The following is a 19501-nucleotide window of genomic DNA, read 5'->3' on the forward strand; positions in this document are numbered from 1 at the left end:
GGCGGGCCGGAAAGTGAGCCTGTGGAGGCGGATTTGAAATCATACTTAGGTTTGTACGCCTCCCTTCGTACGGGGAATTCCCAGTGCCTCGGTCATTCTCACGAGGTCGGCCAGTGATCTTGCAGCCATTTTCCGCATGATCTGCCCGCGGTAGATCTTGACGGTAATCTCGGCGAGCCCGAGCTCGCCGGCCACCTGCTTGTTCATCAGTCCGGATGCAACCAGGGCCAGAACGTCGCGCTCGCGCGCTGTCAGGCTCTCGTAGCGGGACCGCACATCCGAAACCGACTTCTCGGCATCGCGCCGCTTGCGATCGCGTTCGATCGCCGCCTGGACCGCATCGAGCATGTCCTGCTCCCGCACCGGTTTGCTCAGGAAGTCGACAGCGCCGCTCTTCATTGCCCTGACGGTCATGGGAATGTCGCCATGACCGGTGATGAAGATGATGGGCGTATGCACGTTGGCCTTGGCTAGATCCGCCTGGAGATCCAGGCCGCTCGATCCCGGCAGGCGGATGTCGAGCACGAGGCAGCTTGGGACCTCGGGCAGCTTGCTGTCCAGGATCTCCGGCGCGGAGCCGAACGTCTGGACCTTAAGTCCGACCGACTCGAAGAGATTGGTGAGCGCCCGGCGCATCGACGGATCGTCGTCCACAATGAAGACGATCGCCTCGTCGGCGTTCGCCTGTGCTTGCGATGGCGCGTCGCGTTGGTTCACGACACGTCCTCCTGATGCGGGGGCAGGATGATCTGAAGCGTCGCACCGCCTCCCTGATTGGGAAGGGCTGAAAGCCGCCCACCATGCGCTTCCACGATCGATCGGCAGATCGACAGGCCCATGCCCATGCCACCCGATTTTGTCGTGAAGAAGGGGACGAACATGCGCTGCGCCGTTTCACCGGTAAAGCCGACGCCGCGATCGGTCACGGTGAGGAGCAAATGGCGGGCACCATCCTCATAGGCTTCACTCGCGCGGATCGTCAGCTCCCGCGGTCGGTCGGTGACATCCTGCATGGCCTCGATCCCGTTCATCATCAGATTGATCAGCACCTGCTGTAGCTGGATCCGATCGCCGGAAATCCGGGGCAGTGCGGATGACAGTTCCAATCGGGTGGACACGGCATGCGTGGCCAGCTCGCGCTGAACAAGCGCCATCGCTTCCCTGACGACGGTATTGATGTCGAGCGGAACCATCTCGATATCGGTTTTCTTGGCAAGTGCCCTGACCCGGCGAATGACGTCGCCGGCCCGGTTGCCGTCTTCGATCACCCATTCCACCGAGCGGCGCGCCGCATTCAGCTCGGGCGGATCACGACCAAGCCAGGCGATGCAGGCATCGGCATTGGCAATGACGGCGGCGAGGGGTTGGTTGATCTCGTGGGCGATCGAGGCGGTCAGCTCGCCGAGCGTCGTGACGCGGGTGACGTGGGCGAGCTCGGCTTGCGCTTTGCGCAGCGCCTCTTCGGCCTGATCGGCCCGGATCGCAGCGGTCACATCGGTGCAGACGCCGCGATAGCCGAGGAAGTCGCCGTTGGCGTCGAAGAACGGCTTGCCGCTGGTGCGCACGTAGATCGGATGTCCATCCCGGTCCCTGCTCCGGTACACCAGATCGCGAAACGGAACATGGGCGTCGAGTGCCGCCCGATGCTGTTGCCACTTTTCCGGCTCGAGGTCGGAGTCAGGCGCGATGTCCCAACGCGTGAGCCCGACGACGCCGGAAGGAGCCATGCCGGCTGTATCGGAGTGTTCGGAGATCTGCGTAACGCGATGGTCCGGTCCGGTCTCCCAGAACCAGTCGGACGCGGTCTCGGCGTAGTCGCGGAAGCGCTGCTCGCTCTCGCGAAACCTGCGCTCTGCTTCCTTGGCGGCCGTGATATCGGTCACCGAACCGACGAACTCCATGCCACCGCCGGCATCTCGTATGGCGCGGGCCACCGCACGAACGTGCTTCACGGCGCCGTCCGGCATCACCAGCCGGTATTCGTGATCGTAATCCTGCCCCTCGCGCGCCGCCCGACCCGTGGTCCGCTGCACGGCGAGCCGGTCCTCCGGATGTATGCGTTCGAGCATGAACGGGATTGCGGGCTTCGTGCCCTCGTCGCATTGGAAGATGCGATACGTCTCTTTCGACCAGGTGATTTCGCCGGTTGCCGCCTTCCAGCCGAAGCTGCCGGTGTGGCTCAGTTCCTGAGCCTGGGCAAGGTATGCTTCGCTCTGCCGCAGCGCGTTCTCCGCTTCCTTGCGCTCGGTAATGTTCTCGCAGGCCACCAGCACGATAAGCGTGCCGTCGCCGCGCAGCATGGCCTTGGCATTTTCGCGGACCCACAGGATCGAGCCGTCCTTCCGGATCTTGCGAATTTCCCAGGTATGCGACTGCTCGACGGTCTCGAGGCAGAGCGCGACGCATCGGCGGACGAAGTCACGGTCCTCTTCGAAGAAAACGCTCAGCACGGACTGGCCGATCAGCTCCGCCGCCGTGTAACCGAGCTGGGCGGCGCCAAAGGTGTTGACGTTCACCACGGTTCCGGCCGGATCGACCATGAAGTACATGACCGGATTGTGCTCGAAGACCTCGCGCCATTGTTTGACGGCCTCGCGCAGATCGGCTTCATCCGGCCCAGGAACATCTTCGACACCGCGCGTGTTCGCCGCGTCGCGACGAGACCGAAGCGCCGCAATGCCGCCGAACAAGAGTTGTGCGGCCGTACTTCCAAATTTCGCGATCTGGCCAGGCATCATCGAGAGGCGTCCCGGCTCGCTGGGCCAACGCGAGTAGAGCACTTTGCAATATTGCGGGCAAATCTTTCGAGGAGACCTGCCTGAAAATTCGCGGGTGCCGTGCAATTGCCAAACTGTACGCCGTCTCGTTGCGGGGGCGCGCAAACCCCCGCAAGACTACGGCATACCTAGGTATAGCACCGCCATCCCTAGTCATGGCGCGCGTTTACCTCCGTACAATTGAGCGACCCGTCGCGTGCGGACTAGCCTCGCCGTCAATCGGGAGGAATGGATTGCGGAGCCACGATCGGCGATCGCAAACAAGGGGTGGGCGGATTGGCACCAGCCCCAGTGAGAGGCGTCTCACACCGCGTTGCTCGGGATGCTGCCATTGAGAGTCAAGCTCTGCGCCCGCTGTCCTTACGTGCCGGAAGATCTGTCGGATCATTACGACGCGGGAGCTGCACTTCTTCTCTGCGCGAGATGTGACGGTCGATCAGGTCACCCGGAGATCCAGGACGCTCGACAGGCTCAAGGGAGAGTACAATGTGCGATAGCTCCGAACATTCAGAGTGCCGTTCTGCCGCAGGAGCCTGCGCCGTCTGCGGCGGCAGGTTTGGCCTGATCCGGTACTATTCGTGGCGCACGGCAGTTTGCTCCAAGAGATGCCTCGACCGATTCAGGGAGCGCAGCGAGCGCGACCGCCGATGGCTGTTCCGATTTCGGGCCGCGTGACGATCGTCCGTAGACCCTGCTCAGGTCGACCATTCTGAATTGGGAGGCTGCGTCTTGAACTGGACTTGCAAGCTCCTCTTGTCGGCGGTGCTGCTTCTCTCGTTGACGATGGGAGTTCGCGCTCAGGAAGTCGGCCAGGATGCTGCACAGCGCCATCATCCTCCTCAGGATCGGCTTCTGCACGAGAAATTCTATTCGACCTGGCACATGCCCGACAATCCGGCGCTGGGCTGCTGCAACGACGCCGATTGCTACCCGACCGAGATCAGGTATGTCGAGGGGAGGATCTACGCGCGGCGACGCGAAGACGGGAAATACATTCTCATCCCGTCCCAGAAGGTCGAGCGAAACCGGGACAATCCCGACGGCCGCAATCATCTTTGCGCGCCACCTCCCTCCGTCTCTGCAGTCGATACGGTCTACTGCTTCGCATTGGGAGGTGCCACGTGAGGTTCGTACTGGTGAACGACAGGACCCCGTTCCGCAAGACGTTCTGCCTGCAATGCTGCAAGGAGATCAGCGACGGCTATTTGCGCGAGATCGGGACGCTGATTCCGTACTGCACCTACGAGTGTTACGCGCTTCAACGCGAATTTGAATCACGGCTCGAGAGCCGCAGGAGAGCGGCATCGTGAGCGGAGACGTAATCGGGAGCGAGCGGCGCGCGCGCCTTTCAGTGGGAGAGGAGACGTCGTTGAAGTTCATGCTGGTCAATCAGGGACGGCCGGGCGAGGGCTCTGCTTGCAGCGCGTGCGCGGAGCCTTTGGGCTCAAACTATCTCCGCCATGTGCCTACGCGGCGGCCGTATTGCGACTATGATTGCTACCGGCAATATCGGCTGACCGCGATGGCGATGCCGTGGTCGGACCCCGGTTCGCTCGAAGCCATCACGGTGTTTGCCGCGATCGCGAGCTGGAGCTGGATGATGCAGATCGGCGCGCTGTCGCACGCGCTGACCGAGGCGTTTCTTCGCGCGCACGACCTTCTTCTCCTCCCTGAAGGACGTGACGGATAGCCGACCTATCCCTGCCGCGCGGAGCAGTCGGCCGCAGTCGCCACGTCGAGTTTCGCACCGCGTCCAGCCCCGGGGTGCGAGGCTAAGGCGCCGGGACTGCGGCCGATGTCATTGGAACAGCGCTGACTTCGTGCGTTGGCACGCGCTGCTCGGACTTTGCGGTCGCAACGGCGCTGCTTTCGAACCGCACGCGGTAGACCAGCACGTTCTCCATCACGCGCTGGACGTAGTTGCGCGTCTCCGACAGCGGAATGCGCTCGACCCAGTCGACCGGATCGACCTTGGGATCGCGGGGATCGCCGCGCGCCTGCACCCATTCGCGCACGCGGCCGCGGCCGGCATTGTAGCCGGCAAAGGTCATGATCTGGTTGCCGCGATACTCGGACAGGAGCGCGCTGAGCTCGGCCGCGCCCATCTGCGTGTTGTAGACGGGATCGGAGACCATCTTGCTCCAGTCGTAGTTCAGCCCGAAGCGCTTTGCGGTGTCGCGGCCGGCTTCCGGCGTCACCTGCATCAGCCCGACGGCGTTGGCGGGCGACTTGTCGCGCTGGTCGAATGCGCTCTCGGTCCGCGCCACGCCGTAGATGATGCTGAGCTCGATCTCGGGGGCGACCTGCTTGTGCGGGGGAATGCCGATGGTCGGGAAGGCGTAGTGGTCGAGCGCGAGCCCGCGGGCGAGTGCCGACTTGCCGATCTCGAGCATGGCGCGGGCGTCGTTGCGGCGGCCGGCCAGCTCGCCGAGCGCTTCGAGCATGCGCGCGTCCGTGCTCTGCTCGGCGAGATCGTCGGCGTAGTAATACACGACGTCGCGCTCGCCGACCTCGTAGAGCATCTCGGCGCCGCGCACGCGCTCGTCCATCGGCGCCGTCGTATCAGAGGCAAGCATGGCCGAAGGGGCGCGCAGCGCGATCCGGTCAAGCCCCAGCCTCGCGCGTGCGAGTTGGCCGTAATAGGCAGTCGGATAGCGCGCGGCGGCCGTGTAGCTGGCATGGGCGTCGGCAGTGGCGCCGAGCGCCTCCGCCGCGCGGCCGCGCCAGTAATGCGCACGCGACAGCGCGATCGGGTTGGGTGAGCCCTCGTCGATCGAGGCGAAATGCGCCAGCGCCGTCTGCGGCTCGTCGAGATAGCGCAGCGCAATCCAGCCGCACATGAAGTGGTAGTCGACGCGGTAGACCTCCATCGCTGGCACGGCCGCCGTGCGTACCACGTCGTAAGCGGTCCTGAACTTGCCCTGGTCGAGCAGCTTGCGCGCGAGCAGCCGCCGCTCGCGCCACCAGGCATCGGTGTCCTGCAACGCCATGGTGTCGGGGGCGGCGGCCAGGATCACCTGCGCGGCGTCGTCGATGCGGTCCTTCTGCAGATGCCATTGCGCGCGGCAGAGCACATAGCCGAGGTCCTTGCGCGCATCTGAGGACAGGTCGTCCAGATAGTCCTTGGCCTTGTTGGCCTTGCCGGTGACGGCCGAGCAGGCCTTGACGATCGCCAGCGCATCCTCGTCGAGGTGCTTGGCTGCGCGCCGTGCGCCGGCGTAGTCCTTCACGCCGAGACGCTTGTCCATGCGGGCGCGATGGTCGTCCGCGGTGAGCAGGTCGCGGAACGCCTCGTAGCTGTCTTCCTCGCTACGTTCAGACAATTCGTCGGAGCGCCAGGCGTCGCGGACGAGGCGTGCGGCGCCGTCGCGGTCGCCCTCGGCGAGCAGCACGCGGGCGAGCGCGAACTTGCCCTTGGCGCTCAGCGGCTGATCCGCCGTGAAGCGGTGCACGGTCGCGGCATCGCTCTTCTCCTGCCACAGCCGCGCCTCCGCGCGCTTGCGCAACAACGACATGCTCGGCCATTCCGGATTGCCGGCGATGAATGCCGCGTAGCGGTTGAAATTCGCCGTGGTCTCGGAGTTGCGCAGGATGAACCACTCGGCGAGCTTTTGCCCTGCGGGCTCCGCGATCCGGTTGCGCGCCGCGGTCGCATCGTCGGTCTTGCCCTTGCGGGCGAGATCGATCGCGTCCTTCAGCGCGGCGAGGTCGCCGGTCAGCGCCGGCTTGGCCGGCGTCTCCACTTCATCGTCGTCCGACTTCTTGGACTTGCGCTTGGCCGCGGCGTGCTTCGAATGCCGGTGCTTGGCAGCGTTACGCTGCTTGCCGCCCTTCGAGTCCTTTTTGGCCTCGTGCGTCTTCTTCGGGTGGGAGGATTTTGCTTTCGCCCCAGCCTCCGTCGACAGAAGCGCGAGCGACATGAACGCAAAGACGTACGCAAGCGCACGTAGGCACTGGTTCATTCCATGGTCCCCCTGCGAAACCATCAGTACAAACCAAGATCCCGCGAATCTTGCGGGCTTGAGCGGGACGAACGATACCACAGCATCGATTCGTGTCCTGCACGCTCATGTAACATTGCGGCAAAAATGCCACCTTAAGGTCCGCGAACGAAAATGGAACCGGCAGGCGCTCAATCGTAAATAGGCGTTAACGATTTCGTCGCGTGTTCCCGGGAACAAATCCGGTGTATGAGTTCCCACGGTCGCCCCCGAGAGCTCACCTGTCGCAATCCATGCCGCTGTTCAACCAGTCGATCAGGCGCAAGATCGTCGGTATCGCCCTCGGACTGATCGTCCTGATGGTGATCACCTCCATACTGTCGATGGTGATGTCCAGCCGGGTCGGGGTCCTCTTGGACGAACTTACCAACCGCTACATTCCGGCCTACGGTCATCTGGCGCGGGCCAACATTCGCTCGCTCGAGCGCGCGCTGGCGCTGCGGCGCATGGTGATCGCCAAGATGCAGACGCCCTCGGACGAGGAGTCTTATGCGGCCCGGCTTCGCGAGTTTCAGGCGGCCGATAGCCAGATCGAGCAGGAGGCGGAAGAGGCGCGCAAGCTGATCAACGCGATCATCGACGACGTCAACACGCCGTCGGACAACGCCGCACTGGCGCGGATCGAGACCCGGATCGAAACGGCGGTCACGGAGCTTCGCCGGGAGCTCGACGCGGACCACGCAAGGCTGCTCAAGCAGCTTGACGCCAGGGACATGACGGAGGCGCGCAACACGCTCACGCATATCGACCTGCTGCGCGACCAGTTCACCCAGAAGATTGATCTGGTCCGTGCCGACATGCTGGCGCAGGTCTTCGCCAGCACCTCGCAGGTGATCCGCCACCAGAAGCAGGCGATCATCATTTCGGGAATCGTCACCCTGCTTGCGGCAATTATCGGGCTCGCTTTCGCGCTGCTCGTCAGTAGCGGCATCACCCGCCCGGTGCGGCTGTTGCTCGCGGGCACCCGCGAGGTCGAGGCCGGCCGCTTCGACCAGCCGATCAGCGTCTCCACCCAGGACGAGATCGGCGAGCTTGCGAGAGCCTTCAACCGGATGATCGAGCAGCTGCGCCAGAACGAGCGCATCCGCGAAACCTTCGGCCGCTACATCGATCCCAAGGTGGTGCAGGGGCTGATCGACCGGCCGGAGGTCGCCGTCGACGGCGAGCGCCGCGTGATGACCATCATGTTCTGCGACATGAGCGGCTTCACAGCGATGAGCGAAGGCATGACGCCGCGCGGCCTCGTCAGGGTCATGAACCACTATTTCACGGTCATGTCGGCGCCGATCCGGAAGAGTCGCGGCGTCATCGACAAATATATCGGCGACGCCATCATGGCCTATTGGGGCCCGCCCTTCATCGAGGAGGCCGAGCAGGCGCAGCTTGCCTGCCTCGCAGCACTCGACATGGTGGGCCAGGTGCCGGCGCTGCAGCAGCAACTGCCCGATCTGCTCGGCATCCGTGCCATGCCGGCGCAGTGCGACCTGCGCGTCGGCATTGCAACCGGCGAAGTGCTCACCGGCAGCATCGGCTCCGAGCTGATGATGAGCTTCACGGTGATGGGCGACGCCGTGAACCTCGCCTCGCGCCTGGAGGCCGCCAACAAGATCTATGGCAGCCGCATCCTGGTCGCGCAGGCCACGGCCGAGGCGCTGAAGGACAGCGTCGAGCTGCGCGAGATCGATCGCATCGCGGTTGCCGGCCAGAGCGTGCCGCAGGCGGTGTTCGAGGTGATGACGAGGGCGGGTCAGCTGTCCGCGCAGCAGGAGGGCCTGCGGACACGTTACGCCGAGGGTCTTGCGGCCTATCGCGCGGGGCGCTGGGACGAGGCGCGCACCGCCTTCAACGCGGCGCTTGAATTCGCTCCCGGCGACGGCCCGTCGCGGACGCTGCTCGCCCGCATCGACCAGCTTCAGGCGCATCCGCCGGCCGACTGGGACGGCGCCTGGCGCATGGAGCAGAAGTAGCCCCCGCAGCGCACCTCATCCTGCGGATGCCGTCAGCTATGGAAAGTCGCCCGCCGACGATCGACGCCGCGCCAACAAAAAATAATTCGATCGCATAACGATGTTGGCGGTGACGTATCTGGCGGGCTTAGGTTGGATGTCCTTCGAAGGCGTACTGATGGGGACACGCCGATGACAGATCTCGAGGACAGGCTGGAACGTTTCGAGACGCTCACCGCCGAATGCGAGTTGATCGCCAAGCTTGCAACCGAATCGGCCAAACGGGAACTCTACCTGAGGCTCGCGGAGAGCTATCGCGAACTGGCCGCCGATATGAAACAGGCCATCGCGACCAGGCACGCGGCATAGCGCAGGGGCACCGTCTCGCATCGCGGATGGGAGCGAGCCGAAGTCGAAAGTCCTTCTTAAGAATTGACGCGCATCCTTTGCGGACGTGGCTGATTGCGTCGATGCGCAATTCGCCGTGGTGGGAATGCTGGGGCTTGCTGCCGGTGCAGGAGGCCTCATGGAATAGCGCGTTGTCCTTGCTCTCCAGGGCGATCCCATGCGGGCTGTTGCGGTCATACTCCTTCTTGGACTGACGGTCGCCGGCTGCGAGCCGGAGCAGGACATCACCGGTGCTACGCCCGTCTGTCCGATGCGCCTCTACAGCTCCTTCAATCCCAAGGAGATGAATCAGTGCGTGGCCGCCTGCAAGGCGTGCGACCGCGGCAATACGGTCACCTGCACGACATCCTGCACTCTCAAGGGCGCACGATGACCGGGGCTGAGCCGGCTTTCCGGAACGCAGGCGCGCGCCCGTACATCAGCGCCCGCCACAGCCATTCGATCGGCCCGTAGGCGAAGCGGGCGAGCCACATGCGGCTGATGGCGCTCTGCGCGACATAGATGACGAGGACAAGGTACAGGCCGGTGACGGAGCCGAGCTTGCCGAACAGTCCGAGGCCGTAGCCGTAGAAGATGAAGCCGAGCACGACCGACTGCGTGATGTAGTTGGTGAAGGCCATGCGGCCGACGGGCTCGGCCCAGCGCAACCATCGCACGCCGATGGACGTCTGCTCCGCAGCGATCACCAGGGCGGCGTAGCCGGCCGCAAGGACGATGGGACTGCCGAGGCCCGGGTCGTCATGCGGGCGCGGGGCGAGGGCTAGGCCAAACGCGATCGCGGCGACGCCGACGATCAGGATCAGCGTGCGATGGCGTTGCGCGGTCGCGCCAAAAAGGTCGGCGCGCCAGCACAGGATGCCAACCAGAAACAGTCCGATCGTGCGCGAGAAGACAAAATAATGCAGCGTCAGCATCGCGGGCAGCTCCTGCACGCGATGCCTCAGCACGTCCAGGAAGCTCCCGGTCGGATAGATCTGGTTCGCTGTCTGTACCAGCGTGTAGATGGCGTAATCACTCGGGAAGCTGATCGCGCTCGGAAGCCACGGCTGGAGAACGTAGAAGGCGAGGGCGATCATAGCTGCGACGGCGACGATCCAGCCCGGCGCGAACAGGAACGGCAGTGCCACGAACCCGGCCAGCGCATATTCGGTGAGGATGTCACCGTTCCAGATCAGAACCAGATGGATCAGGCCGAACAGCAGAAGCACGAGGAGCCGCCTGACGAGCAGGATCGTTCGTCGCGGTGATGTTGCGAGCCGGTCGAACTGGATCGCGAGGCCGACGCCGAACAGGAAGGAGAACAGGGCGAACGCCTTCATCTCGACGAACAGCATGAGCGCGGTATTGACGACGCCGTTGCAGCCGGCGTCCGGCGTCACGGTCTGGAATTGCCGGAAGATCGAGACGCGAAATTCGCTCTCCAGGTTGATCGCGAGCACGCCGAACAGCGCGAGCCCGCGCAACGCGTCGATCGCGCCTATCCGGCGCGCGGGGGCGATCGGCGCTTGTGTCATCGTACTTTCCGGTCCCGAAGCAAGGCAGATGTGATAGGATCCGTGTGGCCGAGATCAAGCGGCATTGGCGCACAATCCTACTTTGCATGGGGTTGATTTCGACAAATGGGGACTCGCCTGGGTCGAGGCGTGAGTCGCGTCGGCCGGCGTGGACGGAGATGTGGGCCTGTGGTCCGGAAATCTCAGGTTGTCTATTTGTTGTTTTGGGATGTAGTCAAGGTCGCTGAAATCGTGGCCCGAGAGCCACGAATGTAGCGTCATTGCAACAGTCGGGTCGGATTTAACCGTCATCCCAGCCCGTTTGGGGGCGCGCCGCTTTTTGGCCACACCCCTGCATGAATAAAATCTTCATAAGGTTTTAGGGGCTGCGGCTGGCTCGCGACGGCGAAGGAAATCCCAAGGTCGATTCAAATCTTGGGTCCGATTTTCCGGGTCTGACAAGGTTGGCCGAGGAAACTGGTTCGCGATGAACGTCAAGACCAACATCAAGGGCAGGCTGCCGAGCCGTCACGTGACGGAAGGTCCTGCGCGCGCGCCTCATCGCTCGTACTTCTACGCCATGGGTCTGACCACCGAGCAGATCCACCAGCCCTTCGTCGGCGTCGCCTCCTGCTGGAACGAGGCCGCACCCTGCAACATCGCCCTGATGCGCCAGGCACAGGCGGTGAAGAAGGGCGTCGCCTCCGCCGGTGGCACCCCGCGCGAATTCTGCACCATCACTGTGACTGACGGCATCGCCATGGGCCATGACGGCATGCGCTCCTCGCTGCCGTCGCGGGAATGCATTGCCGATTCCGTTGAGCTCACCGTCCGCGGCCACGCCTATGACGCGCTGGTAGGCCTCGCCGGCTGCGACAAGTCGCTGCCGGGCATGATGATGGCGATGGTCCGCCTCAACGTGCCCTCGATCTTCATCTACGGCGGCTCGATCCTGCCCGGCAATTTCCGCGGACAGCAGGTCACCGTGCAGGACATGTTCGAGGCCGTCGGCAAGCACTCGGTCGGCGCCATGTCCGACGAGGACCTCGACGAGATCGAGCGCGTGGCGTGTCCGTCGGCCGGTGCGTGCGGTGCACAATTCACGGCCAACACCATGGCGACCGTGTCGGAGGCCATCGGGCTGGCGCTGCCTTACTCGGCCGGTGCCCCCGCGCCGTATGAAATCCGCGACGCCTTTTGTATGACCGCCGGCGAGAAAGTGATGGAGCTGATCGCCCAAAACATCCGGCCGCGCGACATCGTCACCCGCAAGGCCCTGGAGAACGCGGCCGCTGTAGTTGCTGCCTCCGGCGGATCGACCAATGCTGCGCTGCACCTGCCGGCGATCGCGCATGAGTGCGGCATCAAGTTCGACCTGTTCGACGTGGCGGAAATCTTCAAAAAGACACCATATGTCGCGGATTTGAAGCCGGGCGGCCGTTATGTCGCCAAAGACATGTTTGAAGTTGGCGGCATCCCGCTTCTGATGAAGACGCTGCTCGACAACGGATATCTCCACGGTGATTGCCTCACCGTCACTGGCCGGACGATCGCGGAAAACCTCAAGAGCGTGAAATGGAATCCGCACCAGGATGTGGTGCACCCGGCAGATAAACCGATCACCGTCACGGGAGGTGTGGTCGGCCTGAAGGGCAATTTGGCGCCAGAAGGTGCGATCGTGAAAGTCGCGGGAATGTCCAACCTGAGGTTTACCGGCCCGGCTCGCTGTTTCGACCGGGAGGAGGACGCCTTTGAGGCCGTCCAGAACCGGACCTATAAGGAAGGCGAAGTCATCGTGATCCGCTACGAGGGCCCCAAGGGCGGCCCCGGCATGCGGGAAATGCTCCAGACCACCGCGGCGCTGACCGGGCAGGGCATGGGCGGCAAGATCGCGCTCATCACCGACGGCCGGTTCTCCGGCGCCACCCGTGGGTTCTGCATCGGCCATGTCGGCCCTGAGGCCGCGGTCGGCGGCCCGATCGGCCTGCTCGAGGACGGCGACATCATCGAGATCGACGCCGTCGACGGTACCCTTAACGTAAAATTGAGCGACGACGAGCTGGCTCAACGCAAGACCAAATGGCGCGCTCGCGCGACTAACCATACGTCGGGTGCGCTCTGGAAGTATGCTCAGCAGGTAGGGCCAGCAGTCGGTGGGGCAGTAACCCATCCCGGTGGCGCGCACGAGAAGCAGTGCTATGCGGACATCTAGGCGTACCATAGTTGCGTTTGTGTTGGGGGCCGCGGCGTTGGCCATGCCGGCGCATGCCTTCGACGGTGCGCCGGTCAATCAGAAAGACGCCACGATTCCAGTGGGTTCGCCGGCGCCGAATGCCGCCGGCGCGCTGCGCAAGGCTGTACCTTCCGCGCCCACCGCACCCGAGACCTCGTCGCTGAGCGCGCTGCAATACGCAGCCGAGGGCGGCCATTACGCCGCGCAGTGGAAGCTGGGGCGCATGTACGCCAATGGTGACGGCGTTGCCCAGGACGACCTGCGCGCCTTCGAATATTTCAGCCGGATCGCCAATGCGCATGCCGAGGACAGCCCGTCGGCGCCGCAGGCGCAGATCGTGGCCAACGCCTTCATCGCGCTCGGCCGCTACTACCTCAGCGGCATCCCGAACTCGAAGATCAAGGCGGACCAGGAGCGGGCGCGGGAAATGTTCTCCTATGCCGCGTCCTATTTCGGCAATGCGGACGCGCAGTACGATCTCGCCCGGCTCTATCTGAAGACGCCGGACGCCTCGCGCGAGGATTTCACCTATGGCGCGCGCTGGCTCCGGCTTGCCGCGCAGAAGGGCCATCACCAGGCGCAGGCACTGCTCGGGCAGATGCTGTTCAACGGTGACCGCCTGCCGCCGCAGCGGGCGCGCGGCCTGATGTGGCTGACGCTGGCACGTGACGCCGCGCGTGACGGCGGGAGCGCTGACGAGGCCTGGATCCAGGAAAGCTTCAATCGCGCCTATGCAAAGGCCTCCGACGACGACCGCGCCATGTGCTACCAGATGCTGGCGCAGTGGTTGCAGGGTCGGCGAGAATAGTCGCCGGTGCTGACCGGCGCGCGCGTCACGCTGCGTCCAGATCCAGATCCGCCCAGACCGGCACGTGGTCCGACGGCTTCTCCCAGCCGCGCACATAGCTGTCGATGCCGACATTGGCGAGCTTGTCGCTCGCCTGCGGCGACAGCAGCAGATGGTCGATGCGCAGGCCCTGGTTCTTCTGCCAGGCGCCCGCCTGATAATCCCAGAACGTGTATAGCCCGGGCTCGTCGGTGACCGCCCGCAGCGCGTCGGTGAGCCCGAGGCCGAGCAGGGACTGAAAACTCTCGCGCGTCTCGGCCTTGAACAGCGCGTCCTCGGTCCAGGCCGCGGGGTTATGGACGTCGCGGGCGGCCGGGATGACGTTGAAATCGCCGGCGAGGATCAGCGGGACTTCTTCCTTAAGCCGCTCCTTCGAATACTGAAGAAGCCGCGACATCCATTTGAGCTTGTAGGGATATTTTTCGGTCCCGACCGGATTGCCGTTGGGCAGATAGAGGCAGGCGATGCGCAGCACGCCGGCTTTGAGCGTGACGACACCCTCGAGGAAGCGGGCATGCGCATCCTCGTCGTCGCCGGCGAGCCCCGACTTGGTCTCGTCAAACCGGTATTTTGAGAGCAGGGCGACGCCGTTGAAGGTCTTCTGCCCATGCGTGACCACATTGTAGCCGAGCGCCTCGATCTCCAGCCGCGGGAAGGCGTCGTCGACGCATTTGATCTCCTGGAGGCAGACGATGTCGGGCGAGCACTCCTTGAGCCAGGTCAGGAGATGCTCGATCCGCTGCCGGACCGAATTGACGTTCCAGGTGGCAACTCTGATGGACATTCGCGGGGACGCTCCGGGCTGGGGCCCCGTTAGAACAAACTGCAAACGCCGTCGTCAAGGAAGCTCCCGCCAGAGATGCAAAATCCCCCAGAAAATTAACCCGATGGAAGCGCGGGCCGGGCAAAGTTCCAAGCCGATGGCATGGCCTGCAAAATCCGCGAAAGCCCCTGAACCGCGCGACGGCTTTGTCGGCGCGCTCTTGTACTGGCTCGGCGGCTTCGAGATCGAGGACGGCCTGACCGCCGATTTGAGCGAGCGCGAGATGCGCCGCATCCGCGCCAAGCAGATCGACGCGGTGACGCAGTTGATCCCGGTGACCATGGCCGTGAACATGCTCACGGTCGGAATGGTGCTGGTCCTGTTCTGGGGGATCGGCTGGAACGGATTCCTGCTCGCCTGGGGTTTTACGCTCGCGAGCGCCGCGTCGCTTGCCGTCCGCTCGTGGCAACGCTCGCGCCAAAATCCGCCGCAGGAGGCTTCTGCACGCGGGACCGAGCAGATGATGCGGCAGGCGTTCTTCCTCGCCGCGATCTGGGGCACGCTGCCGCTCGCGCTGTTCAGCCGGATCGAGCCGACGCATCAGTTGATCCTGGCCTGCCTGATGGTCGGGATGATCTCGGGCGGCGCCTTCACGCTCTCGACGTTTCCGCGCGCGGGCCTGATCTATCTCGCGACCATGACGGTCGCCTGCGCCGGCGCGCTGTTGTTGTGCGGCACCGGCCTCTATCTCGTGACGTCGGTGTTCTTGATGATGTTCGCCTTCTTCATGGCGCGCAACATCGTCTCGCAGGGCAATCTGTTTCTCGGCAATCTCACGGCGCAACTCGAACTCGAACGGCAGACCGAAATCATCTCGCTGCTGCTGAAGGAGTTTCAGGAGAACGCCAGCGACTGGCTGTGGCAGACCGACGCCGAGGGGCATCTGACCGACGTGCCGGAACGCTTCGCGGCCGTCGCGCAGCTTCCGTTGCCGCTGCTCAAGGGCACGCATTTCGCCGATGTGCTGGAGATGCTCTGTCCCGACGACATGACGACCGCCTACAACATCATCGGGTTGATGGAGAACGGCGAGCCGCTGCATGAGATGAGCGTGCGGGTCATTGCCGGGGGCGAGCCGCGGCTGTGGTCGCTGACGGCCAAGCCGGCGCACGACCGCGACGGGGTGTTCCTCGGCTATCGCGGTTTTGGCCGCGACGTCACCGAGCGCTGGCGCGCGGAGAAAGCCGAGGCCGAGAGCCGCGCCAAATCGGACTTCCTTGCCGTGATGAGCCATGAGATCCGCACACCCATGAACGGTGTGCTCGGGCTCGCCAGCATGCTGCTTGAGACAAAACTGGATGCGGATCAGCACGAGGCCGTCACCGCGATCCGCGAGTCCGGCGACAATCTCCAGCGCATCCTCAACGACATCCTCGACCTCTCCAAGCTCGAGGCCGGCCGCTTCGAGTTCGAGGCGATCGATTTCTCGCCGCAGGCGCTGGTCGAGACCGTCGCGGCCGTGGTGCGCGGCAACGCCAGAAACAAGGGGCTTGCGGTAAAGGTCGAACTCGATCCGAACCTGCCAAACGCCTTGCGCGGTGACGTCGCGCGGATCAAGCAGGTGCTGCTCAATCTCGCCTCCAACGCCGTCAAGTTCACGGACGCGGGCGGGGTCACCATCGCCGCAACCTGCCAGTCGCGCCGCGACCTGCTCGCCACCGTGGAATGGACGGTCACCGACAGCGGCATCGGTATCGCGCCTGAAAAAGTCGGGCAGCTCTTCAGCGATTTCGCGCAGGCCGACGCCTCGATAAGTCGTCGCTTCGGCGGCTCGGGGCTCGGGCTTGCGATCTCCCGCCGCATCATCGAGCAGATGGGCGGCACCATCGGCGTCACGTCGACGCCAGGCGAGGGCTCGACCTTCCGCTTCACGCTGGTGCTGCCCTGGAGCCAGGTTCTTGTGGGCGAGCAGGCGGCCGAGCGCAGCGAAGCTGACGAGCTCAAGGCGCACATTGCCGCGCTCGACAGGCCGCTCAGGGTGCTGGTCGCCGAGGACGATGCGGTCAACCGCATGGTCGTGAGCAAGATGCTCGGCGAGTTCGACGTGGAATTGCGGGTCGTGACCGACGGTGTCGAGGCGGTGCAGGCCGCCACCGAAGCCGACTACGACGTCGTGCTGATGGACGTCCGGATGCCCGACATGGACGGCCTCGCCGCTACCCGCGCGATCCGCGAGCAGGGTGGTCGCTTCGATCTCCTGCCGATCATCGCGCTGACCGCCAACGCCTTCCCGGAAGACGTCAAGATCTGCCGCGAGGCCGGGATGTCGGACTTCCTGGCAAAGCCCTTGCGCAAGCCGGCGCTGGTGACGGCGCTGCTGCGTGCGCTGGACCACATCGTTGCAAACGATGCTCCGCTACAGCCCGAGCAGGAGGCGGGGACGTGGAAGATGGTGGTCGATGGCGCGGAGCTTACCCGGCTCCCGTAGCGGTCATGCGCCGCCGCTACAGTTTTCCATAGACTCGCCCGGCGACCGCCTTCAGCCGCTCGACCGAGCCGGACTCTGGATGCGGCTTGACCGGCGCGAACAGGATCGAAGCCTGCCTGCCTTTCTTCCAGACGTAGATGTTGACGGCGTTGCCGTTGCCCTTGGTGCAGGAATGCTCGCCGAACGCTTCGCCGCCGAGCTCGGGTATCGCCACGTGCTGGCACGGCCCGCACACTTCATCATGTTGATGACGGTGTCGCGCGAGATCGCGATCACCGCGACGACCATGGTGTTGGCCTCGCCATCGAACATCATGCAGCTGCCCGCGCCGGTCCGCTCGACCGTCAGTGTGCTCTTGTCGAGAAAGCCGTCTGCATCCGCGGGTGTGAGCCATTCGCAACTGCCGAACCGCTCGCTCGTCTTGCTCATGTTACCGACGGCAGCGCGCGCGACTTCGGTGAGCGGTGCGAGCAGCGCGTCGTCGGCACGCCGGCCGATCGGGTAGACGCTGATCTGGAGAATGTAATCGCCGGACAAGGCGACGACCGAGGCCTCCTGGCGCTGCGCGCCGGCGGCGCTCGTTCCGCCCTGGCTTTCGTCACCGATCCCGGACACTGCGTTGAGCGGCATGCGCTCGCCAAGCGTCTTGACGAAGGTCGCGTACAATTCCTTGGCGCGGTCCTTGTCGGGATTGCGGAACACGGTCAACATCATCGTGTCGCCGCGCCCGCCCTGGTAGATGCAGCCGCGACCGTCCTGATTTGAAATCAGTGACCATTTGAGTGCCGGCATCGCGCCGGCGAGCTCCTTGGCGCTGATGAACGGGCAGGTTTCGGCCGCGCGCGCGGGAAGCACCGGGACGGCTGCGATTGCAAGGAATAGAACGAGGCAAGAGATCAGACGATCGATCATGCGCATTGGATAATTTGCTACCGCTATTGGGGCGCCACGGCCGATGAAGGTGGGCACTCCTGCCTCGCTGTGGCGCTATCAAGCGCTGTCCTAGTCCACGCGGTTGCCTCCCACGGCACGCACGGCCTGCCGGACGGACGTCAAGCGGTCGCACTAAAGCTGGGCATTGGAGCAATCGTTGCCTTCAGTTGGTCGAGACGCGCGTTGATGAGGACTTCATAGTCATCGAGGGAAATAGACCGATCCTCCGCTCGCAACAGGCCGCGAGAGACCGGCACCAGAAGATCTCCCGGCCGGGAACCGCGCAGTGCATTCAGCGCCGCGGGGTCTCCTCCCTGCGGTCCGAGCCCGGGAGCAAGTATGATTGCGTTTGGCAGCAGCAGGCGGAGCCGCTTTCCTTCCTGTGGAGCTGTCGTTCCGATCACTGCTCCGACAGGACTGAGGCGTGAGTCCTGCCCACAATCGCTGCCAATTGTCGCAATCAAATCGGCGAGCCGATCTGAAACGAAGCGATTGCCTGTCATTCGATCCTGCAGCCAACCGGCACCGGGATTGGACGTGCGGCACAAAACGAACAGGCCTTTGCCATATCTGCGAACGCATTCGAGGAATGGCTCTAACGTATCAGGACCCATCATGGGATTGATGGTCAAGCAATCAGCCTCAAAATCACCGCTGCCCCCGTCGGCTGCCGGCGTGAGATAAGCACGCGCATAGGCGGCTGCGGTCGATCCAATATCGCCCCGCTTGGCATCAAGAATGACACCCAGGCCGGCCGCACGTGCCCGCTTCATCGCAAACGATAAGGCGCTCAATCCGGTAAGGCCGTAGGCCTCGAAATAGGCCGACTGGAATTTGACGAAACCGATTCGTCCGATCGTGGCTGCAAGGACGAAATCGAGATAGCGCACCAGCCAATCATTGCCGCCGTCGTCTGGTTCGAACTCGACCGGGACGTCCGGAAGATAGGGATCAACACCCAGAACTATCTCTCCGTAGGAGAGGACATTGCTTTCAACGATGTTGGTCCAGGTCCTGCCTGACATCCATCAACCTCCACAACGCTCCTTCGGATAGCTGATCGCCCGATGCGGGTCTACATGGATGCGAATATTGTCCCCGAGTTGGATTTACGACGTCATCGAGGATGACGTGTCAAAGTTTTTCGTAAGGCCCGAACTGCATCGTGCCGACTACTTGCATGGGGTTGTTTTTCAAATTCTGGATCGGGGCTAGACCGAAAAACTGGTGCCGCAGCCGCAGGACGCTGTCGCGTTCGGGTTGTTGACCCGGAACGAGGCGCCGATCAGGTCGTCGACGAAGTCGACCTCGGACCCCTCCAGGAACGGCTGGGAGGCGGAATCGACCAGCACCACCGCATTGTCGCGCTCGATCACGAGGTCGTCGTCGCCCCTCGCGCGCTCGATGTCGAATTTGTACTGAAAGCCGGAGCAGCCGCCGCCCTCGACCGAAATCCGTAGCATCGCGCCACCGCCTTCGCCCTTGAGGATTTCCCCAATCCGGCGCGCGGCGCGGTCGCTGATCGTTACGGCAGTCGTCATTGCAGTCTCTCCGGTCGGGCCCGCGTCATACCCAATTCACGTGCCCAATTCATTTGGTATCCCGCTCCCGA

General features: G+C 63.9%; 17 protein-coding genes. 9 read left to right on the forward strand and 8 right to left on the reverse strand.

Going from position 1 to position 19501, the window contains the following annotated elements:
- Positions 1–45: 45 nt before the first annotated feature.
- Together JQ632_RS19670 and JQ632_RS19675 are read right to left on the reverse strand one after the other, a co-directional pair.
- Positions 46–717 carry a response regulator transcription factor gene (locus JQ632_RS19670; RefSeq protein WP_212404226.1) on the reverse strand — a complete coding sequence of 224 codons (672 nt, stop codon included), beginning with the start codon at positions 715–717 and terminating at the stop codon, positions 46–48.
- Entirely contained in the window at positions 714–2738 is a 2025-nt protein-coding gene (locus JQ632_RS19675) for a PAS domain S-box protein (protein WP_212404227.1), read from the reverse strand. The genes JQ632_RS19670 and JQ632_RS19675 overlap by 4 nt, the downstream gene beginning before the upstream one ends.
- Positions 2739–3539: 801 nt before the next feature.
- Here JQ632_RS19675 and JQ632_RS19680 point away from each other — a divergent pair.
- Genes JQ632_RS19680 through JQ632_RS19690 form a run of 3 tightly spaced genes read left to right on the forward strand, consistent with a single transcriptional unit; the run spans position 3540 to position 4467 of the window.
- The gene (locus tag JQ632_RS19680; RefSeq protein ID WP_312015632.1) at positions 3540–3902 is read left to right on the forward strand and encodes a hypothetical protein; all 363 of its coding nucleotides are present in this window, start codon (positions 3540–3542) and stop codon (positions 3900–3902) included.
- Complete coding sequence (locus JQ632_RS19685) at positions 3899–4087, forward strand: hypothetical protein (protein ID WP_212404285.1); 189 nt, start codon at positions 3899–3901, stop codon at positions 4085–4087. The genes JQ632_RS19680 and JQ632_RS19685 overlap by 4 nt, the downstream gene beginning before the upstream one ends.
- On the forward strand, positions 4084–4467 hold the full coding sequence (locus tag JQ632_RS19690) for a hypothetical protein (RefSeq protein ID WP_312015630.1): 384 nt from the start codon (positions 4084–4086) through the stop codon (positions 4465–4467). Before JQ632_RS19685 ends, JQ632_RS19690 begins: the two co-directional genes overlap by 4 nt.
- Positions 4468–4549: 82 nt before the next feature.
- On the opposite strand, the gene JQ632_RS19695 is transcribed toward JQ632_RS19690, so the two are convergent.
- Positions 4550–6739: a lytic transglycosylase domain-containing protein gene (locus JQ632_RS19695; protein WP_212404229.1), complete on the reverse strand. Its 2190-nt coding sequence runs from the start codon at positions 6737–6739 to the stop codon at positions 4550–4552.
- Positions 6740–7011: 272 nt separating this feature from the next.
- On the opposite strand from JQ632_RS19695, the gene JQ632_RS19700 reads away from it, so the two are divergent.
- The 3 genes from JQ632_RS19700 to JQ632_RS19710 all read left to right on the forward strand — a co-directional run bounded on the left by JQ632_RS19700 (position 7012) and on the right by JQ632_RS19710 (position 9505).
- Positions 7012–8745, forward strand: coding sequence for an adenylate/guanylate cyclase domain-containing protein (locus JQ632_RS19700; protein ID WP_212404230.1), 1734 nt, complete (start codon positions 7012–7014; stop codon positions 8743–8745).
- 171 nt (positions 8746–8916) lie between these two features.
- Entirely contained in the window at positions 8917–9093 is a 177-nt protein-coding gene (locus JQ632_RS19705; protein ID WP_212404231.1) for a hypothetical protein, read from the forward strand.
- A gap of 196 nt (positions 9094–9289) precedes the next feature.
- Positions 9290–9505 carry a hypothetical protein gene (locus tag JQ632_RS19710; protein WP_212404232.1) on the forward strand — a complete coding sequence of 72 codons (216 nt, stop codon included), beginning with the start codon at positions 9290–9292 and terminating at the stop codon, positions 9503–9505.
- On the opposite strand, the gene JQ632_RS19715 is transcribed toward JQ632_RS19710, so the two are convergent.
- Positions 9489–10646, reverse strand: a complete 1158-nt coding sequence (locus JQ632_RS19715; protein ID WP_212404233.1) for a DUF418 domain-containing protein — start codon at positions 10644–10646, stop codon at positions 9489–9491. The two genes, JQ632_RS19710 and JQ632_RS19715, sit on opposite strands and share 17 nt — an antisense overlap.
- A 466-nt stretch (positions 10647–11112) precedes the next feature.
- Here JQ632_RS19715 and ilvD point away from each other — a divergent pair, with 466 nt between their 5' ends.
- Both ilvD and JQ632_RS19725 read left to right on the forward strand, forming a co-directional pair.
- Complete coding sequence (gene ilvD / locus JQ632_RS19720; protein ID WP_212404234.1) at positions 11113–12837, forward strand: dihydroxy-acid dehydratase; 1725 nt, start codon at positions 11113–11115, stop codon at positions 12835–12837.
- Positions 12824–13666: a tetratricopeptide repeat protein gene (locus JQ632_RS19725; RefSeq protein ID WP_212404235.1), complete on the forward strand. Its 843-nt coding sequence runs from the start codon at positions 12824–12826 to the stop codon at positions 13664–13666. The genes ilvD and JQ632_RS19725 overlap by 14 nt, the downstream gene beginning before the upstream one ends.
- Before the next feature lie 25 nt (positions 13667–13691).
- Here the strand turns inward: JQ632_RS19725 and xth are convergent, their stop codons facing one another.
- Complete coding sequence (gene xth, locus JQ632_RS19730) at positions 13692–14489, reverse strand: exodeoxyribonuclease III (RefSeq protein WP_212404236.1); 798 nt, start codon at positions 14487–14489, stop codon at positions 13692–13694.
- Positions 14490–14625: 136 nt separating this feature from the next.
- On the opposite strand from xth, the gene JQ632_RS19735 reads away from it, so the two are divergent.
- On the forward strand, positions 14626–16956 hold the full coding sequence (locus JQ632_RS19735) for an ATP-binding protein (RefSeq protein WP_212404237.1): 2331 nt from the start codon (positions 14626–14628) through the stop codon (positions 16954–16956).
- Between the two features lie 51 nt (positions 16957–17007).
- Here JQ632_RS19735 and JQ632_RS19740 read toward each other — a convergent pair whose 3' ends face one another.
- The 3 genes from JQ632_RS19740 to JQ632_RS19750 all read right to left on the reverse strand — a co-directional run bounded on the left by JQ632_RS19740 (position 17008) and on the right by JQ632_RS19750 (position 19430).
- A complete protein-coding gene (locus JQ632_RS19740) occupies positions 17008–17874 on the reverse strand; it encodes a hypothetical protein (protein WP_249152288.1) in 867 nt (288 codons plus the stop codon).
- Positions 17875–18008: 134 nt separating this feature from the next.
- On the reverse strand, positions 18009–18914 hold the full coding sequence (gene pyrF, locus JQ632_RS19745) for an orotidine-5'-phosphate decarboxylase (protein ID WP_212404238.1): 906 nt from the start codon (positions 18912–18914) through the stop codon (positions 18009–18011).
- A gap of 186 nt (positions 18915–19100) precedes the next feature.
- The gene (locus tag JQ632_RS19750; RefSeq protein WP_212404239.1) at positions 19101–19430 is read right to left on the reverse strand and encodes an iron-sulfur cluster assembly accessory protein; all 330 of its coding nucleotides are present in this window, start codon (positions 19428–19430) and stop codon (positions 19101–19103) included.
- Positions 19431–19501: the final 71 nt, after the last annotated feature.

Origin of the sequence: Bradyrhizobium liaoningense (genome assembly GCF_018130955.1) — a bacterium.
Classification (GTDB): domain Bacteria; phylum Pseudomonadota; class Alphaproteobacteria; order Rhizobiales; family Xanthobacteraceae; genus Bradyrhizobium; species Bradyrhizobium liaoningense_C.

Excerpts from the sequence above, each read along its gene's own strand:
- JQ632_RS19735 (WP_212404237.1), top strand. The coding sequence starts at position 14,626 with ATGGCATGGCCTGCAAAATCCGCGAAAGCCCCTGAACCGCGCGACGGC.
- JQ632_RS19695 (WP_212404229.1), bottom strand. The coding sequence starts at position 6,739 with ATGAACCAGTGCCTACGTGCGCTTGCGTACGTCTTTGCGTTCATGTCG.
- JQ632_RS19725 (WP_212404235.1), top strand. The coding sequence starts at position 12,824 with ATGCGGACATCTAGGCGTACCATAGTTGCGTTTGTGTTGGGGGCCGCG.
- xth (WP_212404236.1), bottom strand. The coding sequence starts at position 14,489 with ATGTCCATCAGAGTTGCCACCTGGAACGTCAATTCGGTCCGGCAGCGG.
- JQ632_RS19715 (WP_212404233.1), bottom strand. The coding sequence starts at position 10,646 with ATGACACAAGCGCCGATCGCCCCCGCGCGCCGGATAGGCGCGATCGAC.
- JQ632_RS19740 (WP_249152288.1), bottom strand. The coding sequence starts at position 17,874 with ATGCGCATGATCGATCGTCTGATCTCTTGCCTCGTTCTATTCCTTGCA.
- JQ632_RS19710 (WP_212404232.1), top strand. The coding sequence starts at position 9,290 with ATGCGGGCTGTTGCGGTCATACTCCTTCTTGGACTGACGGTCGCCGGC.
- JQ632_RS19705 (WP_212404231.1), top strand. The coding sequence starts at position 8,917 with ATGACAGATCTCGAGGACAGGCTGGAACGTTTCGAGACGCTCACCGCC.
- ilvD (WP_212404234.1), top strand. The coding sequence starts at position 11,113 with ATGAACGTCAAGACCAACATCAAGGGCAGGCTGCCGAGCCGTCACGTG.
- JQ632_RS19675 (WP_212404227.1), bottom strand. The coding sequence starts at position 2,738 with ATGATGCCTGGCCAGATCGCGAAATTTGGAAGTACGGCCGCACAACTC.
- pyrF (WP_212404238.1), bottom strand. The coding sequence starts at position 18,914 with ATGTCAGGCAGGACCTGGACCAACATCGTTGAAAGCAATGTCCTCTCC.
- JQ632_RS19700 (WP_212404230.1), top strand. The coding sequence starts at position 7,012 with ATGCCGCTGTTCAACCAGTCGATCAGGCGCAAGATCGTCGGTATCGCC.
- JQ632_RS19750 (WP_212404239.1), bottom strand. The coding sequence starts at position 19,430 with ATGACGACTGCCGTAACGATCAGCGACCGCGCCGCGCGCCGGATTGGG.